This window comes from Streptomyces sp. T028 (genome assembly GCF_048159505.1).
In the GTDB taxonomy this organism is placed as follows: domain Bacteria; phylum Actinomycetota; class Actinomycetes; order Streptomycetales; family Streptomycetaceae; genus Streptomyces.
Genome location: NZ_JBLRVZ010000001.1, coordinates 195357 through 213803, shown reverse-complemented (window position 1 = coordinate 213803; position 18447 = coordinate 195357). Strand labels below are relative to the sequence as shown.

Annotated in this window: 14 protein-coding genes and 2 pseudogenes; 6 read left to right on the top strand and 10 right to left on the bottom strand. The window is 71.7% G+C overall.

Going from position 1 to position 18447, the window contains the following annotated elements; genetic code table 11:
- Positions 1–71: 71 nt before the first annotated feature.
- A complete protein-coding gene (locus ACLZN2_RS01125; RefSeq protein ID WP_416976393.1) occupies positions 72–329 on the top strand; it encodes a hypothetical protein in 258 nt (85 codons plus the stop codon).
- On the opposite strand, the gene ACLZN2_RS01120 is transcribed toward ACLZN2_RS01125, so the two are convergent.
- Both ACLZN2_RS01120 and ACLZN2_RS01115 read right to left on the bottom strand, forming a co-directional pair.
- Entirely contained in the window at positions 317–940 is a 624-nt protein-coding gene (locus ACLZN2_RS01120; protein WP_416976392.1) for an HAD family hydrolase, read from the bottom strand. The two genes, ACLZN2_RS01125 and ACLZN2_RS01120, sit on opposite strands and share 13 nt — an antisense overlap.
- A 100-nt stretch (positions 941–1040) precedes the next feature.
- Positions 1041–1961, bottom strand: coding sequence for a hypothetical protein (locus ACLZN2_RS01115; protein ID WP_416976391.1), 921 nt, complete (start codon positions 1959–1961; stop codon positions 1041–1043).
- Positions 1962–2064: 103 nt separating this feature from the next.
- Here ACLZN2_RS01115 and ACLZN2_RS01110 point away from each other — a divergent pair, with 103 nt between their 5' ends.
- Positions 2065–4605 (top strand): helicase-associated domain-containing protein, encoded by a 2541-nt coding sequence (locus tag ACLZN2_RS01110; RefSeq protein ID WP_416976390.1) that lies wholly within the window; start codon positions 2065–2067, stop codon positions 4603–4605.
- 89 nt (positions 4606–4694) lie between these two features.
- On the opposite strand, the gene ACLZN2_RS01105 is transcribed toward ACLZN2_RS01110, so the two are convergent.
- From ACLZN2_RS01105 to ACLZN2_RS01075, 7 genes are all read right to left on the bottom strand, one after another.
- A complete protein-coding gene (locus ACLZN2_RS01105; protein ID WP_416976389.1) occupies positions 4695–5240 on the bottom strand; it encodes a hypothetical protein in 546 nt (181 codons plus the stop codon).
- 38 nt (positions 5241–5278) lie between these two features.
- Complete coding sequence (locus tag ACLZN2_RS01100; RefSeq protein ID WP_416976388.1) at positions 5279–6376, bottom strand: aKG-HExxH-type peptide beta-hydroxylase; 1098 nt, start codon at positions 6374–6376, stop codon at positions 5279–5281.
- A 69-nt stretch (positions 6377–6445) separates the two neighbouring features.
- Complete coding sequence (locus ACLZN2_RS01095) at positions 6446–7651, bottom strand: FxsB family cyclophane-forming radical SAM/SPASM peptide maturase (protein ID WP_416976387.1); 1206 nt, start codon at positions 7649–7651, stop codon at positions 6446–6448.
- 174 nt (positions 7652–7825) lie between these two features.
- The gene (gene fxsT / locus ACLZN2_RS01090; protein ID WP_416976386.1) at positions 7826–11866 is read right to left on the bottom strand and encodes an FxSxx-COOH system tetratricopeptide repeat protein; all 4041 of its coding nucleotides are present in this window, start codon (positions 11864–11866) and stop codon (positions 7826–7828) included.
- On the bottom strand, positions 11856–13265 hold the full coding sequence (gene fsxC / locus ACLZN2_RS01085; RefSeq protein ID WP_416976385.1) for an FxsC protein: 1410 nt from the start codon (positions 13263–13265) through the stop codon (positions 11856–11858). Before fsxC ends, fxsT begins: the two co-directional genes overlap by 11 nt.
- Before the next feature lie 200 nt (positions 13266–13465).
- Positions 13466–13648, bottom strand: a complete 183-nt coding sequence (gene fxsA / locus ACLZN2_RS01080) for an FxSxx-COOH cyclophane-containing RiPP peptide (protein ID WP_416976384.1) — start codon at positions 13646–13648, stop codon at positions 13466–13468.
- Between the two features lie 214 nt (positions 13649–13862).
- Positions 13863–14252, bottom strand: a complete 390-nt coding sequence (locus ACLZN2_RS01075) for a hypothetical protein (RefSeq protein WP_416976383.1) — start codon at positions 14250–14252, stop codon at positions 13863–13865.
- A gap of 311 nt (positions 14253–14563) precedes the next feature.
- Here ACLZN2_RS01075 and ACLZN2_RS01070 point away from each other — a divergent pair, with 311 nt between their 5' ends.
- The 4 genes and pseudogenes from ACLZN2_RS01070 to ACLZN2_RS01055 all read left to right on the top strand — a co-directional run bounded on the left by ACLZN2_RS01070 (position 14564) and on the right by ACLZN2_RS01055 (position 17036).
- Complete coding sequence (locus tag ACLZN2_RS01070) at positions 14564–15460, top strand: aminoglycoside phosphotransferase family protein (protein ID WP_416976382.1); 897 nt, start codon at positions 14564–14566, stop codon at positions 15458–15460.
- Between the two features lie 306 nt (positions 15461–15766).
- Positions 15767–16148: pseudogene (locus ACLZN2_RS01065) on the top strand (helix-turn-helix domain-containing protein); the annotation flags it as partial.
- A pseudogene (locus ACLZN2_RS01060) lies at positions 16138–16680 on the top strand (hypothetical protein); the annotation flags it as partial. The pseudogenes ACLZN2_RS01065 and ACLZN2_RS01060, both read left to right, overlap by 11 nt.
- A complete protein-coding gene (locus ACLZN2_RS01055; protein ID WP_416976381.1) occupies positions 16677–17036 on the top strand; it encodes an ASCH domain-containing protein in 360 nt (119 codons plus the stop codon). The pseudogene ACLZN2_RS01060 and the gene ACLZN2_RS01055, both read left to right, overlap by 4 nt.
- Positions 17037–17181: 145 nt before the next feature.
- Here the strand turns inward: ACLZN2_RS01055 and ACLZN2_RS01050 are convergent, their stop codons facing one another.
- On the bottom strand, positions 17182–18390 hold the full coding sequence (locus ACLZN2_RS01050; protein ID WP_416976467.1) for a recombinase family protein: 1209 nt from the start codon (positions 18388–18390) through the stop codon (positions 17182–17184).
- Positions 18391–18447: the final 57 nt, after the last annotated feature.

The window sequence follows — 18447 nt, the reverse complement described above, 5'->3', positions numbered from 1 at the left end:
GCTAATGGTCTTGGGGCGGCTGACAAGACGTCGCCCGGTTGTTCCTTCGCGGTGGGAACTACCCTGGTCCGGTGCGTGACAAAACCCAAACGAATTCCGCCGCTCCCGGTGACCGACTGATCCGTGCCGGTGCCATCGTCTTCTTCGTCGGCGCCGTGGCCACCCTCGTCACGGTCGCCCCGTTGTTCCTCGGTTCGACACCTTTTCCGACCTACATGTTCGGACTGAGCATGCTCATGGGCGTCGGATTCCTCGTCGCGGGCGCGGGGGTGCTGCGGTCGATCGCGGCGGGCCGGCGTCAGGCGCGGGCGGGAACTCAGCCCTCGTAGTCGGCGAACCACTCGGCGAACCGGGTCAGGTCGTCGAGCACGACGTCCGCCCCGGCCTCGGTGAGTTCCGCCGCGCTGCACGGCCCCGTGGCCACGGCCACCGAGAACGCATCGGCGACCTGAGCCCCGCGCACGTCCCCGACATGGTCGCCGACGTACACGGACGCGCCGTGCTCGCGCAGCGCGTCCGCCTTCTGCGCCGCCCACAGGCCGCCGATCACCGCGTCGGGCCGCATGCCCAGGTGCTCCATGTGCAGCCTGGCGTTCGGCTCCCACTTCGCGGTGACGACGATCGCCTTCCCGCCGGCCCGCTGCACCGCCGCGACCGCCTCATGGGCGCCGGGCATCGCGAGCGTGCCCGCGACCGCGTACGCCGGGTAGAGCTCGCGGTAGAGGTCGGCCACGGCCGGTATGTCCTCGGCCGGGAACCAGTGGGCGATCTCCTCCACCAGCGGCGGCCCCAGCCGCGTGACCACCAGGTCGGCGTCGACGTACGTCCCCGTCCGCGCGGACAGCTCCACCCAGCAGGCGTGGATACCGGGCCGGGAGTCGATGAGGGTCATGTCCAGGTCGAAGCCGACGGTGCGGGCGGGAGCCGGGGTGGCGGTCATGGGGGACATTGTGCCGGTTCGGCGCGGTCGGCCGTGCGGCTTGTTTCCGCCGCTTGCAGGCTACTTCTGCCGCTTGCCGGCTACTTCTGCCGCTTGCCGGCTACTTCTGTCGCTGCGAGCGCCAGACCAGGAACAGCGCCGAGGCCACGGCCGCGCCCCGCACGACCCACGGCCAGGTCTGGGCGATCGCGTCGTTCATGTGTCCCTCGACGATGGGCGCGCCCCAGCGGCCCTCGCCGCGGCCCCACAGCCACACCAGCCCGGCGGCGACGGACAGCCCCGGCAGCCACATGACCGCCAGCTTGGTCTCCCGGTCGCTCAGCCGACGCGAGGCATAGGCGATGGCCCAGCCCGCGACCAGCAGCAACAGATTCCCGAGCACGGCACCGACGAGGAGGGCGACGGCGGCGAGGAGCAGCAGGGGGTTGCTCCAGCTGCCGCCGCCGGGGAGGGCGGGCAGAAACCGCCGCCGCCCCTTCGGCGCCGCCTCGGCCTCGGGCTCGGCCTCGGCGGCAACCGGCTCCTCCTCCGGCTCCCGTTCCTCCTCGGGCTGCGGAAGTCTGAGCATCTCCGGGATCTCGACCCCGCCGACGAACCCGGGCACCTCGTCGCCGACCCCGAACGGGTCGGACTCCCGCTGCCACCAGTCGGGCACCTGTACGTCGTCGGCGGGCGAGCCCGACCGGGGCCCGGGCACCTTGCGCAGCCCCTTCGGAGTCGGCGGCGGCCGGTCCTCGTCGTCCCGCTGTACGGGCACGGAGGGCGTCGGCGCCTGCGGGGCAGCACCCCCACCGCTGTCGGCCGCGGCGGCGACGACGTCGTCCGGGCTGCCGAGGCGGTCGATGATGCGGCGGACGGCGGCGGGCGAGTCGACGGGCGCCTTGGACCGGCGCCGGTCGATCTCGTTGCGCAGCTCGGACACGAGCCGCATCCGCGTGGCCGACGACAACTGCTGTTGCTGCGCGATGTCCCCGACGCGGCTCAGATACTCGTAGACGACCTGGTCGCTCTCGATCCCCACGGGGAGGACGCTATCGCGGGGGCCCGACGATCCGGCCCAGCCCGGCCGAAGCGGGGATCCGGGGCGCGGCCCCCGGCGACGGCGACCCGCTAACGTGGGCAAGATGAGCACCGAGGACCACCCGGCCCCCCGGTCCCTCGCGGAAGCGCTCCGCGGCAGGGACGACGCCTCGCTGGCCGCCCTCCTGCGCAGCCGCCCCGACCTCATCACCCCGGTCCCCACCGACCTCACCCAGCTCGCCACCCGCGCCGGCACCCGTGCCTCGGTCGTACGGGCGCTGGAGCGGCTCGACCGGTTCGCCCTGCAGACCGCGGAGGCGCTGGCGGTGGCGGGCGATCCGTCGTCGTACGACGAACTGCTCGGCCTGATGGCCGGGGACGCCCGTGAACCGGAGGTGTCGGCCGCGCTGCCCGCCGCCCTGGCGGCCCTGCGCGAGCAGGCCCTGGTGTGGGGCGCCGACGACCGCCTCCGTCTGGTCCGCACCGCCCGTGAGCTGCTCGCCCCGTCGCCGCAGCACCCGTCGCCCACCGGGCTCGGCCCGAGTGTGCGGGAGGCGACGGCGGGGATGTCGCCGGGCCGGATCCAGGAGATCGTGGCGACGGCGGGGCTGCCGTCCACGCACGACTCCGTGTCCGCCGTGGACGGGCTGACCGCGCTCTTCACGCACCGCAGGAAGATGAAGTCCCTGCTGGCCAAGGCCCCGGCGGAGTCCCTGGAGGTGCTGGAGCGGCTGGTGTGGGGCCCGCCGTACGGCCAGGTCACGCACGATCCGGCGCCCCGGCTGCGCTGGCTGCTGGACCGCGGCCTGCTGCTGCCGACGACGCCCGGCACCGTCGTACTCCCCCGCGAGGTCGCGCTGCATCTGCGGGCGGGCCGCGCGCACCGGGTGCCGGAGCCGCTGCCGCCCGCCGTGGAGCCGGCTGCCACACACCGTCCACAGGTTGTGGACAGTACGGCGGCCGGGCAGGCGTACACCGCGCTGGCGACGGTGGAGGAGCTGCTGAAGGACTGGGACGAGGGCGGCCCCGCGGTGCTGCGGGCCGGCGGGCTGAGCGTGCGGGACCTGAAGCGGACCGCCGTCGCCCTCGACGTACCGGAGCCGGTCGCGGCGTTCTGGGTGGAGCTGGCGTACGCGGCCGGGCTGATCGCCTCCGACGGCGAGGCCGACGAGCGGTACGCGGCGACCCCGGCGTACGACGAGTGGCTGGAGCGGCCCGCCGCCGAACGCTGGGTGCGGCTCGCTCAGGCATGGCTGGCGGCGACGCGCACGTCCGGGGTGGTCGGCGGCCGGGACGCGAAGGAGCGGGCACTGTCGGCGCTCGGCCCGGGCCTGGACCGCTCGGCGGCGCCCGAAGTACGCCACCGGGTGCTGTCGCTCCTGGCCGGGCTGCCGGAGGGCGCCGCTCCGGCCCCGGAGGCGGTGCTGGCCCGGCTGCGCTGGGAGCGCCCCCTGCGCGGCCCCCAGGCCGAGGACGATCTCCGCTCCCGGCTGGCCCGCTGGACGCTCACCGAGGCCGAACTGCTCGGCGTGACCGGACGCGGCGCGCTGTCGGCACAGGCCCGCGCCCTGATCGGCGCGTCACCGACCGACCCCGACAAGCGCCCGGAACCGGAGGGCCCCGGCGACAAACTGCCGGTCCACCACCACCGTACGGCCGCTTCGCTCGCCTCTCTGACGGCACCCGAGCAGGCGGTGGCCGCCGCGGCCGCCACCCGTCTGCTGGCCCCGCTGCTGCCCGAGCCCCTGGACCACGTCCTCCTCCAGGCCGACCTGACGGCGGTGGCGCCCGGCCCGCTGCGGCGCCCGCTCGCCGAGGTGCTGGGCGTGCTCGCCGACGTGGAGTCCAAGGGCGGCGCGACCGTCTACCGCTTCACCCCCGGCTCCGTACGCCGCGCCCTGGACGCCGGCCGCAGCGCCTCCGACCTGCACGCCTTCCTCGTCCAGCACTCGCGTACGCCGGTTCCGCAGCCGCTCGCCTATCTGATCGACGACGTGGCGCGCAAACACGGCCATCTGCGGGTGGGCGCGGCCTCGGCGTACGTCCGCTGCGACGACGACACCGTGCTGAACGAGATCCTCGCCGACAAGCGGGCCGACGCCCTGCGGCTGCGCCGCCTGGCCCCGACGGTCCTGGCCGCCCAGGCCGACCCGGCGACGCTCCTCGAAGGCCTGCGCGCGATGGGATACGCCCCCGCCGCCGAGTCCGCCGAGGGCGACGTCCTGATCACCCGCGCCCACGCCCACGCCCACCGTACCCCGCCCCGCACGGCCCCCGAGCCGGTCCCCGAGGGCCCCCCGATCCCCGACGCGACCCTCCTCACGGCGGCGATCCGAGCGATCCGGGCCGGCGACCTGGCGTCCACGGCCCCCCGCAAGCCCACGGACACGGCGTCCCCCCTGGCCCCCGGCGAACTCCCCCGCACCAGCTCGGCCGAGACCCTCGCCACCATGCAGGCGGCCGTCCTGACGGGCGATGCCCTCTGGATCGGCTACGTCAACGCCGAGGGCGCCGCCAGCCAACGCGTCATCGCCCCGGTACGAGTGGAGGGCGGCTTCGTCACGGCATACGACCACACGGCGGACGAGGTGAGGACGTACCCGCTGCACAGAATCACGGGGGTGGCGGAACTAGCGGACGACTGAAAACCCCGGCAAGCGGCAGCGCCCCGATAGGGGCGCGGGGAACTGCGCGACCAGCCCAAACGGCGCGGCAGCCGAACGACAACAAACCCCTAACAGTCGCCGACAGGCACACCAGAGGCCACTCCGAAGTGGACACGCGCCGCACTCTCCAGCCCCGCCGAACTCACCGCGTCCCCCAGCCGGGACTCGGCGAAAACCGAGAAGTGGTCCTTCTCCCAGTCCGCGTACCCGGCGCCGTCCGGCGGCTCCTCCTGAGCGACGACGCGATACCCCTCGCCGTCCCGCTCCAACCGCATCACCTGCGGATAGTGCGAGCCGCCGCACTCCAGCAGGGCGCCCTCACGCACCCCGTACTCCACGCACAGGGTGTCGACGCCCGCCCGTACCCGGCCGTCGTCCTCGCGCAGGTCCAGTGCCGACGCCTCGCAGAACCACTTCGCCCTGAGGGCGGGCTCGCTCTCGCCGTACCCGTCCCCCTTGGACTGTGCCACCAGCCGCGCCTCGATCGCGGGCCGTACGTCCGCCCACAGCCCGGCGTCCACGGCGGCACCGGTCGTCCCCCGCGCCCACGCCCCGGTCGCCACCAGCACCACCACGGCCCCCACACCGGGACCCCAGACACGTACGGAAGTCACCAACCCCCTCCTCCCCCGGCCGCGCGGCCGCCGAAGGACTAGACAGCCATGGGCCGCTCATGGTTGCCCGGCTCTGCCCCCGGACGTGCCAGAGTCCGCCCCATCTCCTCGGTGAACCGGCGCCCGGCCGGAAGGAGTTCACCGCTGCCGAGGAGGGTGTCGACGGCGCCCCGGGTGTGTCCGTGCCAGGTGGTGTACTCACGCTCGGCCCGGGGGTCGGGTGGGGTGAGGGTCCGTTCGGTGTGCCAGAAGTCGCAGACGCCCAGATGGGCGTACGTCCCCTGGAGGAGCGCGTCCAGCGGGCGGGGGTCGGGGCGCCAGGGGGCGTGGTAGCGGGCCGGTGACACCGGGCCGTGCAGCGGGACCAGGTCGAGCAGGGCGCCGAGCTGGACGTGCAGGAACTCATGGACCAGGGTCAGGGCGAACAGCACCGGATCGCCGGGCGGGGAGAGGGCGACGGCGCCGTAGGCCCGGCGGGCCGCCGAACTCACCGAGGTACCGCCGGGGCCGGGGCGCAGCGGCACCAGGGTGGTCAGACAGGCGGCGACGGCCCTGGCGTGCCAGGGGTGGCGGCGGACGAGGACCTGCCAGGCGCCGTCCAGCGCCCGCTGCCAGCGCTGCACCTCGTCGGCGGTCTGCGCGGCGGCCGGTGGGTGACCGTGGCTGTCGCGGAAGGGGCCGCGGTCGGCCAGCCGTACCCGCAGCACGGCGCCGTCGCACTCGGTGTGGAGCAGGTGCGGGCCGGACAGCGCGGCCGGTCCGCCGTGGACGAGTTCGCCGAACCAGGAGAGGGCGGGCCGGCCGCCGCCCGCGCAGTCGGCCAGTGCGCGGGCCAGGCCCTCGTCCAGGTAGGGGTGGAGCATCGTCTCCTCCCAGCGGTCCGGGTCCTCGCGGTGCATCCGGGTGAGTCTCCGGTACGGCTCCTCGAAGTCCGCGACCGCGGCTGCGGGCAGTGAACGGCGTACGGCCACTGTCAGGAGCATGCGTTTGCTGAGCTGGCCGCGCCGCAGCGCTGCCACGGCCGCGGCGCCGCCCCGGGCGCGGGCGACGGCGTCGAACATCTCCGGCGCGAGGGCGTGCACGGGGAGGGCGTCGGCGGAGGCGGAGGCGGAGGATTCAGGGTGCGATACAGGCACTGCCGGCTTGCTCCTCGCGGGTGGGACGGGTGGGACGGGTGGGGCGGTGGGACGGTTGGGGCACCGCCGTCAGCCCGGGACCGGGTGTGCCGCCGCGCCGAGTGCCGTGACGTCCCGGCGGAGGCGGTCGGCGACATGGTCGACGAGGACGGCGAGGTCCGGGCAGTAGACGGACGGGGCGGCGAACGGGTTCGGCGCGGCCCCGGGGTGGTAGCGGTGCGCGTACAGCCCGCCCCCGCAGACCGCCGAGCGGGGGCAGGCCGCGCAGACGGGGGCGAGACCGGCGCGCCCGCGCTGGCGGGCCCGGAACGCCTCGTGCCGTGCGGCGTCGGCGAAGGTGTGACGGAAGACGTCCAGACCGGTGGCGGGGGCTCCCGGGTAGGTCACCTTCAGCGAGTCGGCCTGTTCGATGGTGCCGTCGGTCTCGACCACGACGAGGTCGACGGGGGCAAGGCCCACGGCCTCGCTGTTGGCGGTGCCGCCGAGCAGCAGGACCGCGATCTCCTCGAAGAGGCGGATCCCGGTCTCCCGGCGGGGCGCGTCGGCCCAGCGGTCGAACACCGCGCACAGCCACCGCGCGTAGGGCACCGGCCCGGCCGGGGCGGCGCCGGGTGGCGTGCGGGGCGGGACGGCACGGGTGGTCACGCCGGGCGGCGGGGTGTGCCACGTGGCGTGCGGCAGGAGCAGGTCCAGCCGGGGCGGGGTGAACTCCAGCAGGGCCTCGTAGGTCTCCACCGGGTCGGCGGCCAGGTCGATGGTGCACAGCACGCCCGCGTACACCTCGCGGTAGGGGCCGGCGAGGAGTCGTAGCGCCCGTGCGACGTCGGCGTGACTGCCCCGGCCGTCGGGGCGCCGCCGGTGGCGGTCGTGGGTGGCGGCGGTGCCGTCCATGCTGACGCCGACGCTCACCGAGTGGCTCCTCAGGACCGGCAGCAGGGCCGGGTCCTCGGCCAGCCGTAAGCCGTTGGTCTGGAGCTTGAACACCGGGCGCGCCACCCCGCGAACGGCGGCGGTGAGCTCGTGCAGGATGGCGTCCAGCCGCGCGGCCCCCACCAGCAGCGGTTCGCCGCCGTGCAGCACGACATGGACCTCGGACAGGTCGTGGGCGCGGGCGTGTTCGGCGATGAGTCCGGCGGCGCGGCGCACGGTGCCGGGGTCCATGAACCGGGGGCGGTCGCGCCAGCTCTGGTCCGCGGACTCGTAGACGTAGCAGTAGTCGCAGGCGAGGTTGCAGCGGCTGTGGATCTTCAGCAGGAACTGCCGGAAGGGAACCATGGGCCAGCCTCGCTCGATCGCGCCGGTGCCGGAGCCGCTCCCGCCGACGGCCGGGTCGACGGGAACGGCGACACGGGAACGGGGGGCTTGGCGGGTGGCGGCATCCTACAGCCCGTCAGCAGCCGGGCACGCCCGGTCGCGGAACGGCCGGACCCCGCCGGCGGCCACAGGCTCTCAGGTGGTCGGCGGTTCGATGTCCGAGTCCAGGCGGACTCCGTGGGTGATCGCCAGTGTCGTCGGGTGCTCGGCGCCCAGGGTGCGTCTGGCGCGTTCCAGGGCGTCCCGGTGCAGTGCGTCCGCCTCCGCGGTACGGCCCAGGGCGCGCAGGCTGAGCGAGAGGTTGGAGGTGATGCCGATGACGTCGTAGTGGTCGGGCTCCAGCGCGGCCAGCAGTCCCTGCCGTGCCCTGGTCTCCAGGTCGGCGGCCTCCCGGGTGCGGCCTGCGGTCACGAGGTCGTTGGCGTGGTTGAGCATGCAGATGAGGGTGTGCGGATGGGACTCGCTGAGGACGGTGCGGAGTTGTTCCGTGGTGCGGCCGGAGAACGCGAGGGCCTCCTCGGTGCGGCCGATGAGTCTCAAGTACACCGCCATGTTGCTGGCGCAGACCAGGGTGACCGGGTGTTCCTCGCCCAGGTAGTCCTTGTAGCGGGCGAGGGCCCGGTCGGCCAGTTCCAGGGCCTGTGCGGTGTCGTCGAGCGCGGCGAGGTCGCCGGCCAGGCTGCAGGCGGCGGCGAGGGTGTCGTAGTGGTCGGGGCCGTGGGCCACGAGGTACCGGTTGTAGATGTCCTGGTTGATGTCGCGGGCCTCGGCGTAGCGGCCGGCCCGGCGCAGGGCGACGGCCAGGTTCTTGCGGGCCCGCAGGGTGTCGCTGTGTCCGTCGCCGAGGACCTGCTGGTAGAGGCGGGTGGTCGTCTCCAGCAGGTGCAGCGCCTCGCCCAGTTGTCCGGTCTCGCGCAGGTCGCGGGCCAGGTTGTTGGCCAGGTTCAGGGTGCGCGGCTTCATGCTGCCCTGGTTCTGCCGCTGGCGGTCGTAGGCCGTGCGGTGCAGCTCCAGGGCGGCCCTGCGGTCGCCGGCCAGGTACTCGGACATGCCCAGGTTGTTGGTGTACATCAGGGTCCGCTGGTGGTCCTCGCCGAACTCGCGGAGCGCCACCTGGCAGGTGATGCGGTCCAGTTCGCGGGCCTCCTGGTAGCGGCCGAGGGCGCGCAGGTCGGCACCGACGTTGCAGGCCGCGGCGAGTGTGGCGGGGTACTCGTCCCCCTTGGTGGCGGTGAACCGCCGCAGTACGTCGGAGTCGAGCTCGTACGCCTCCACGAACTGTCCCTGTGAGCGCAGCACGTTGCCGAGCTGGGTGCGCAGCAGCAGGGTGTGGACGTCGTCGGAGCCGCCGCCGGGGAAGTCCGGCCGCGCCCAGCGGGCCAGGGTGCGGGTGGCGAGGTCGTACGCGGTGCCGTAGAGGCTGCGTTTCCACAGGTAGCGCACCGAGTCGATGATCAGTTTGCGGACCTCGGGGTGGGCGTCGGCGGACGCGCGTGAGGGCTCCAGGTGCGGGAGGAGTTCGTCGTACTCGTCCCAGTCGGCGATGGCCTCCGGGTTGCCGGGGTTGGCGCCCGCGAGTGCGGCGTGCACCACGGTGCGCAGTTCCACCCAGCGCCGGCTGGAGACTCCGTCCCGGATGACCGCCTGGACCAGCCGGTGCACGGTGAGGGTCTCGCTGCCCTGGTCACTGCGGGCCAGCCCGAAGCGGTTGAGGGCGCGCAGCAGTTGGGCGACGGCCATCTCGTCGCGGGGTTCGTCGGTGTCCATGGTGAGGGCCTGGGTGACGGCCCGGCTGTAGAGCAGCCGCATGGGGATCGGGTCGGGGCCGAAGAAGGCGCAGATCTCCAGCATCTCGACGGCGGCATGGTTGCGTTCGCGCAGTTCCTCCACCGCGATCTGCCAGGTGCGGGCGGCTGAGTTGGGGTACTCGCGGGGCGGCAGCGGGGTGTGGTCGAGGATGTCGATGGGGCGCTCGCGCAGCCGGGCGAGGTAGATGTCGACGGGCATGCTGCTCTGGCTCAGCCAGACCGCGGCCTGGCCCACGGCGAGCGGCAGGTCGCCGAGTTCGAGGGCGATCTGGTCCGCGTCCTCGGGAGCGAGCAACGGGCTGAATCTGCGCAGCAGTTCGACGCTCTCCTCGCGGGCGAACACCTCCACCTCGGCTCGGCCCGCGCTGTTGACCCAGGCCCGGTCCCGGGAGGTGATCAGCACATGTCCGCCGGGCGGCCCCTCGGGGAGGAGGCCGTCGAGTTCGGTGGGGTTGCCGGCGTTGTCGTACACCAGGAGCCAGCGGTCGTACGGCCGGCCCTGTCCGAGGGCGCGCAGCACGGCCTCGGCGGTGGAGCCCACGTCCTCGCCCTCCTCCAGGTCGAGGTAGGGGGCGAGGTCGGCGAGGGCGGAGCGGATCAGGCCGGGCTGGGCGGCGTTCATCCACCAGACCACGTCGTAGGCGGATTTGTAGCGGTGCGCGTATTCCAGGGCGGTCTGGGTCTTTCCCATACCGCCGAGGCCGTACAGCACCTGGCTGGGTACGGCGGCGCCCGGTCCGGCGGTGAAGTGGTCGCGCAGCCGCTCCAGGAGGGGCCCGCGGCCGGTGAAGGACAGGTTGCGCGACGGCAGGCGCTGGGCCGCCGGGATCGAGCCGGGGAAGCTGGGCAGGGCGGTGCCGACGGGTGGGGTGGTGCCGTCCGGGAGGCGGCGGCCGGGGGGCGTTCCGAGGACGGCGAGGAGTTGGTCGGCGGCCTCGGCCGGGCCGCTGCGGCCGAGGTCGGCGAGGGTGCTGTCGAGGTAGGGCTCCGCGGCGGCCGGGTCGAGGTCCTGGAGGCGGACGGCGACCAGTCCGGGGCCGCCGGGCGTCTCGTGCCCGGTCAGCTGGAAGCGGATCGCCGCGGCCCGCGGCTGGGCCGCGTACTCCGGCGACAGCAGGGCCAGCACCCGGCCCTGACCGCCGAGGGTGCCGGTCACCTCGGGCAGGTCGGCGCCGTCGGCGGCGACCGTGCTGTGCAGGGAGACCTGGTAGCCGGCCGCCTCCAGGGTCTCGGCCGCCCACTCCGCCCACATGCGGCCCAGCGGGGCGTAGCTGACGAAGATCTGGGTGGGCAGGGTGCGGGGAACGCGCAGGTAGGCGGCGCGCAGTTCGGCGCGCCGGTCCGCGGGCAGCGGGGAGAGCCGTCGTACCCGGCCGTCCGAGATCCACTCCGTGAGCCGCTCGAACGCGGTGAGCAGCGAGCGCTCCTGGCGGGGCCGGTCGGCGACGGTGGCGGGAATCTCCTCGTAGGCGTAGAAGGCCTTGTACGGGATCTCGATCTCGCCCCAGTAGCGGCTGCGCTCCTCCTGCGCCAGCCAGGCGAGGAAGGGGTCGAACTCGGTGCGGGAGAAGTCCCGTCCGGCCTCCAGCCGTTCGGTCTCGGCCTCCTCGACGCGCATCGGGACGGGCAGCACCTTGATGGGCCGGGGCGCGGAACGCTGGACGGCGGCCGCCGCGTCCACGCCGCCGCGGATGCTCTGGACACTCAGGGTGAAGCAGTCGACCAGGATGTCGGGCAGCAGGATGGTGCAGATGCCGGATGTGTCGCTGACGCCCGTACGGCTGTCGATCAGCACATAGTCGTAGGAGGAGATCATCTCCTCGCGCAACGCCTGGAGGAAGTGCCCGCCGCCGTGCCGGTCGTAGAAACTGTGCCAGTTGAAGCTGGTGACGGCGGCCGAGTAGGCGGCCGACTGGCGTCCGGCGGGCAGGAAGTCCAACCGGCCGCCGGAGGGGAGCTCCAGCAGGAGTCCGATGGTGTAGGGCGTCGGGTCCGCGGCGGTGCGCAGCCAGTCGTCGGTCTCGGTGGCCCGGTCGGTCCCGGTGGCCGCCGCGGCGGATCGCGGCTCCGGGCCCTGGGCGGCGGCGGCCGTGCGGACCGGGGGCTCCTGGGGGCTCAGCACGGTCCGGACGTAGGCCTGCACCATGTTGATCAGGCCGTTGGACGAGCGCAGCTCCGGATCGACCAGCAGCGGGTGCAGATAGCGGTGCAGGCCGGGAGCCTCCAGGTCCCAGTCGACCAGCAGCACCCGGTGGCCGCCGGCGGCGAGGATCCAGCCCACGTTGGCCAGCGCCATGGTGCGTCCGGTACCACCCTTGTACGAGTAGAACGTGACGATCTTGCCCGGTCCGGTGGGCCTACTGGTCATCGTCGGTGTCCTTAGCAGCGGGCGGTCCGCCGGGCGGCTCCCCCGGGCCGCCGGCCACCGGCCCGCCGAAGCCCGGGGGCGGCTCCTGCGGCGGAGGGACGGCGTCCGGACGGAAGACGGGTAAGGCGCCGGGGAACGGGGGCGGGGGAAGCGGGCCGCCGGGGTCGGGCGGCGGGCCCGGGACGGTGAGACCGCCCAGCGGAGGCGGGGGCGGGCCACCGGGGAGCCGGAAGGGGGTGGTGCTCTCCATCTCCATCAGCCGGTTCTGCGCCACCGCCAGCATCACGGCGAGCTGGGCGTCGAACTCGTCCGCGGCCACCCTCACCCGGAACAGCTGGTCGTGCGGATCGTTCTGCCGGCGCCAGTTGCGCCAGAAGACCTGGCTCAGTTCCTGCCAGATCGCGTCGCCGCCGGATTCCTCGTCGGCCTCGTGGCAGGGCACCAGGACGCCCGTGGCCGGGCGGTTCTGACCGTCGTAGTCGGCGAGCGCGTCCCGGTAGGCCGCGGTGCGCACGGCCCACGGGTCGACCAGCAGGATGCTCGTCTGGTTGTTCACCATCGTCTCGTCGAGACGGCCGCTCAGTCCCGGGTCGACGACGTCGATGTTGCTGGTGTACCCCTCCTCCGCGATCACCTTCTGCGCCCGGAGGGCGACCGTGGGGTGCCGGGGCGGGTGGTACGGCGTCCACTCGCGCGGTGAGCGTCCGTAGTACTCCGGCCGGTGCCGCCCTTCCGGCAGCGGGTCGGCGACACCGGCGGCGAGGAAGACCTGGACGTGCCCGGTGCCCGATCCGGTGGCCCGCTGCTGCTCGGCCACCGGGAACAGCCCGCGTACGTCGGCGAGGTCGAGGCCGTGCGTGAACGGCAGCCGGAACCGGTCGGCGGCGATCCGCACCCGGGCGGCGACCTTCTCGACCACCCTGCGGTACACCGGGCCGGTGGGATCGGTGCGCAGGATCTGCATCAGCCCCTGCGCGGCGTACTCCTCGCCCATGCCCGCCTCGTGGTACTGGAAGCGGGCGATCTCCGCCGGGATGTCCCCCTCCATGGGGGTCCACAGCACCGGGACCAGCGCCGGTACGTCGATCTCCGTCTCCCGGCGGTACTCCTGCAGCCGGTCCCAGAACGCCGTCCACTCCTTGCCGCAGAACTCGCTGTTGAGATACGCGGGGGAGTACAGCGCGACGAAGGCGCGGCAGTGCCCGACCGCCGCGCCGAGCACCCGCGCCCAGTTCGAGCCCAGCCCCAGCCGCTCGACGTCACGGAACGGCGGCTGCGCGGCCGGGTCGGCACCGATCCGGCGGAGCTCCAGCACGAGGTCGTCGTAGAACCGCTTCACGAACTCGTCGCGGTCGTCCTTCCGCGCATAGCTGAGGAAGAAGTACGGCTCCTGTACCAAGGCGTCCCCCGATACCTCCCTGGCCGACCTGCCTGCATGCCACATGTATGCCGGAGCACGTACGGGTCATACCCACAGCCGTGAGGCCTCAAGCTGTCGGCTTCGGACATCCGCCCGGGGACCGTCCGGGTGCCCGGGGACGGCCCGGGACCTGCTCGGATGAAGGACCAGGAGAGGACCAGGAGAGGACCAGCGGAGGATCAGATGGAGGAGTCGAAGGCGGCGAACGGTTCCCCGACGGGGTGGACCGCCTCATCGACCACGCGACGCAACACGGCACCCAGGGCGGTGTCGGGCAGTCCTTCGAGCAGCTTGTCCAGCGCGTCCATGCCCAGGCCTGTGACGTCCAGCAGGCATGAGTCGATCCGGGCGCTCGCGTCCATCGGCATCCTTCGTACACACGCGTGCTCGGGTCGGTCCTGGGCACGCGAAACCTACCGCACCCTATAGGGATCCGACCGCCCGATTCCAGGCACCACAGCCCACCCCGCGCGGCCCCCTCACCCGGGATCCGCGGCTCTTGGACCGTATGGGGCACACTGGACGTTTGGCCGCCTCGGAAAGGATGGCCCTGGTTGTCGAGGTGGCAGCGGGCGGTCAGGCGTCAGGGTCGACTTCGGGGTGCGTGAACCGCACGGGCTTGCTCAGCGACCGGGCGTAGGCGATTTCGGCTCGGGTGCTGTCTCCGATGTAGTCGCCGACTACGAGCACCTCATCAGCGAGCCGGATCTTCGCCCGGTGCAGATCGTCGAGTCGAACCTTCAGCGCCTCGGCCTCGCCAGGATCGGACCAAAGTTCGTGCGGCGACTTCATGTCACAGCCCGGTTTGACGACAATCCTTCCGGCTCTGGTCTCCCGCAGATCGGCCTCGTTCATCTCGGTCATGAAGCGGGTGGAGCCGCAGATCACGACGATACGCGGGAGGCTCAACAGCTTCTTCGCGTCGGCGAGCTTCTCCTCAGGGGTGAGCAGTTGCGGGTATGACACTGGTTCCTCCTGGTGGTGTGGTCCAAGGGGTGCCTGCGGAGACGAGAACGAGGGTGTCCAAGAACGTTTCGTGATGAACGACGTGCCCACCTTCACGGGGGGAAGGCCCGTCCATCCTTGACGATCCGCACCGTCCGCTTCGCCGGCCTCGTGCCGCGACCAGCCGGAAACTGGCCTACCCCGGATGGGGTTCCATGATCTACTCCCGGTCATGCCGTTGTTGCCGCTGGACCTCGACAACACCCTTGTCGACCGGGACGCAGCCTTCCGCGCAGCCGTTTCGAATTGGACCAGTGGAAAGCCCTTCGAGAATGACCATGCACGATGACCAAGTGGACGTGACCACCGAAATCGTTGCGACCTTGATCCAAGAACAGTTCCCTCAGTGGAGCGGCAAGGCGATCCAACTCGTGTCGTCGACCGGGACGGTCCACGCCATCTTCCGCATTGGGAACGACCTCTCTGCCCGATTTCCACTGCGTCTGGCCGATGCTGCCGAGGCTCTGGCGGTTCTGGAACAGGAAGCCCAGGCGAGCGCGGAGTTGGCTCAGGTGTCTCGGTTCCCCGCCCCGGAACCCGTCGCCTTGGGAAAGCCTGGAGCGGGTTACCCCATGCCGTGGTCGGTCCAGACATGGCTGCCGGGAACGGTCGCCTCTGATGCCGACCCGAGTGGGTCGGACGCCTTCGCCGAGGACCTTGCGGCCTTCATCGCATCCCTCCGGGACGCCGAGACGCGGGGACGATTTTTCAGCGGCGAAAATCGGGGCGGCGTTCTCACTCACCACGACGATTGGATGACGAAGTGCTTCGAGGAGAGTGAGGAACTACTCGACGTACCCCGGCTGCGCCAGGTGTGGAGCTACTTTCGGGAGTTGCCACGCACGGGTGCCGACGTGATGAGCCATGGTGACCTGATTCCCGGCAATGTACTGGTGGCGGGAGACCGGCTCAGCGGCGTACTCGACACCGGCGGCTTCGGCCCGGCCGACCCCTCGCTGGATCTGGTCAGCGCCTGGCACCTGTTGCAACCAGGCCCGCGGGAAGTGCTCCGGCGGACACTGGTCTGTGACGATCTGGAGTGGGAGCGCGGCAAGGCATGGGCGTTCGAACAGGCCATGGGTCTTGTCTGGTACTACGTCGAGAGCAATCCGACGATGAGCAGAATGGGGCGCCGGACACTCGACCGCATTCTGGAGTCGATGGAGTGATCATGAGGCTTTCCACCTCATCGCTCCGGCGCCCGTACACGTCTACGTAGCTCTCTACGCGCTTGAGTAAGAGCCGATACTCAGTGATCCAGTCCTGCTCAGATGAGCTCACCTCGGACAGGCTTCTCCCCCTCGCTGGCATGCACCGCCGGTACCGTACAAGCATGAGACGGACTTCCTGACCTGTACCACTGCACATGCGCCACGCGGCCTGGGTACCGTCAAGGGGACAAGCCCTGATGGATGGAGCACGATGCCTCGCCGCCCGCTGGAATGCCGGCGCCTCACCCCTAGGGGGGCGCGCTGATGCTGGAAGAAGCCGAAGAGATCGGCCGTCGCGCACGCCGCGCACGGCTCCGCCTCGGCATGACGCAGGCCGACCTCGCTGCCGCCCTGGGCAAGACACAGGGCTGGGTGTCCAAGATGGAACGCGGGCACATCGAACTCGACCGCGTCGGCCTGCTCAACGTGCTCGCCTCGGAACTGCACGTACACCCGAACGACCTGATCGGGCGTCCGTACAACAGCACCGCCCCGGCCGAGAACCAGTGGCAGGTGTCTGCCGCCGCGATCATGCGAGAGCTGCGCCGTTACGACCTCGCTCCCGTCTTCGACGGCACCCCCCGCCCAGCCGGTCAGCTATGGCAGGAAACCACCCGCCTGCACCGCCTCCGCGACGCACCCACGTCCGTGACGACGGTTTCGAGCGGGCAACCATCTCGGCTGTGTGCCTGCACCACGGCGAATACGAGGTCGTCATCGAACCCGCGACGGGCGGATACCTCGACCTCGCCACGCTGTACCGGAACCTCGTCAAGGAACTGGCGAACGTTGGAGCACGCGGCACGCTGTACGTCATGGTCAAGGGCGGCGACTGGATGCCCGGCTGTCTTCTCGTCGACGGCGCCCTACAGGCTGTGGGCCTCGCTCGCGGACAGATGACCGCCCGGCTCTTCTGCCCCCAGGTCGTCACGGAGACGGGCGCGAAGCTGTCCAAGTCCCTCATCCGCGAGGGGTGCGCGCCCTTGCCCGACGGTGCGGCCCCGTGGATGCTCGACACCCGCGAGTGGCCCGGCTCGTTGGGAGAGTACGTCGATCGCTTGCTCGGTCTGACCGACGTGCTACTTGCCGACCCACGCCATTTCTTCCGCTCGTACTCGGCCGGTGAGCTCGGCCGGCTCATGTCCGCTGCAACAGCAAGGAGCGTTCCCGCCCCATGACGGAGACTGCCGCCGCGCACGTCCGTGAACTGAACCTCTACCGCCGTTACTTCGACCTCGTTGCCGCTGGTCAGAAGACGATCGAGGTGCGAGTGAAGTATCGCCACCTCGAAGACCTGGCCGCTGGAGACATCATCCGCTTCCGCATCAAGGGCACCGAAGAGACGTGTGACGTCCTGGTGAAGCGGGTCACGGAGTACAAGACGTTCGAGGAACTGCTTGACGGGGAGGGCCCGGCGAACGTCAACCCGGCCTCCCCCCGCGAGCAACAGCTCGCCAACATCCGCGACATCTACCCGGCGGAGAAGGAAGCGCTCGGCGCGCTCGCCATCGAAATCGAGCCGGCGCCCCGGTAAGCCCGCCGCACGGTCCTCGCTCCCCCTTGGTCAGGACCCCGGTGCCGATGGTGCCGAGGCGGTCGGCGTGCCAGAACGCGGCAGCAGCGCCCCCACCTCGTCCGTCCGGTGGGGGCGCCACTGCGTGTGTCCGGTGACGTCGGCGTCAGCCCTGGCTGTCAGCCGCCTGGGGCTCCTGTTCGCTCTCCTTCGCCGCTGCCGCCCGCCGCATGTGTCCCTCCTCACCGAAGTACACCGACAGACGCGACGTGTCGAGCTTCTTGCCGCCGCGCCGCGCGGGTGCCACCTCCACGTAGCCACCCGCGTTCAACAGCAAATCTCGCTTACCGGCCACGTCCGAGCGCTTCCACTGCTCGGCGTGCGTCTCTCCGGTCGGCTCCGCCTTCACGCCGCCCGGCTTCGCCGTTCGCTGCCTCTCCTTGAGGGTCGCCAGTCGCTCTTCCAGCTTGGCGTACTGCTCCGCGTACCGAATCGCTCCGTCGTCGCCCCTGAACAGGCCCCGGTCGTAGCGGCGGCGCTCCAACTCGTCCTGGAGCGCCTGCCAGGTGTCCGTGTCGAGGATCGGCGGCCGGTTGACCAGCGGCAGGCCGTCCGTCCGCAGGATCGGCTTGCCGTCCTCGATGACCTGGCCGAGCAACTGGGGGCTGCCCAGCAAGCTCCGCAGCGTCGTCGTGTACCACTGCTTGGAGTCGCTGCGCTTGCCCGTGGTCTGGCGTGAGGAGTGGCCGGGCGACGGGGCGCCCTCCTTGTTGAGGTCGTTGATGATCTGCATGAGCGAGTCCTTGGCCAGGACCCGCTCCACGATCCGCTTGATCGTCTTGGCCTCGACCTCGTTGACCGCGAGGACCTTGCCCGCACCGTTGGGATTGGAGACGACCAAGTACCCGTACGGGACCCGTCCGCCGGTGTAGCGACCCTCGCGGCGCAGGTGCTCATGTGCGCTGGACACCCGCATGCCGATGGTGTCGGATTCCAGCTCCGCGAAAACCGCGATGACCTTCGCCATGGCTCGGCCCATGGACGACGTAAGGTCGAGCGGTTCCGTCGCCGACGCGAGCGCCACGCTCTGGTGCTCGGCGAGTCGCATGATCTCCGCGAAGTCGACCGTCGAGCGTGCAAGCCGGTCGATCTTGAAGAACACGATCACGTCCAGCTCCGCGAGCCTGGTCAGAATGCGTTGCAGACCTGGCCGGTCGAGGCCCCGCGAGAAGCTGGAGACATCGATGTCTTCCTCGACGACTATGACGTTCCAGCCACGTGCCTCACACAACGCCTCGCAAGCCGCTCTCTGGCGCTCAGGAGAAGTCGTCTCGTCCGTTTCACGCGATAGGCGAACATAGATAGCGGCGCGCATCCCCGGCGCGCTGGCCGGTACGCCCTTTCGGCGCCGGGCATGGGGCATGGCCCGAGC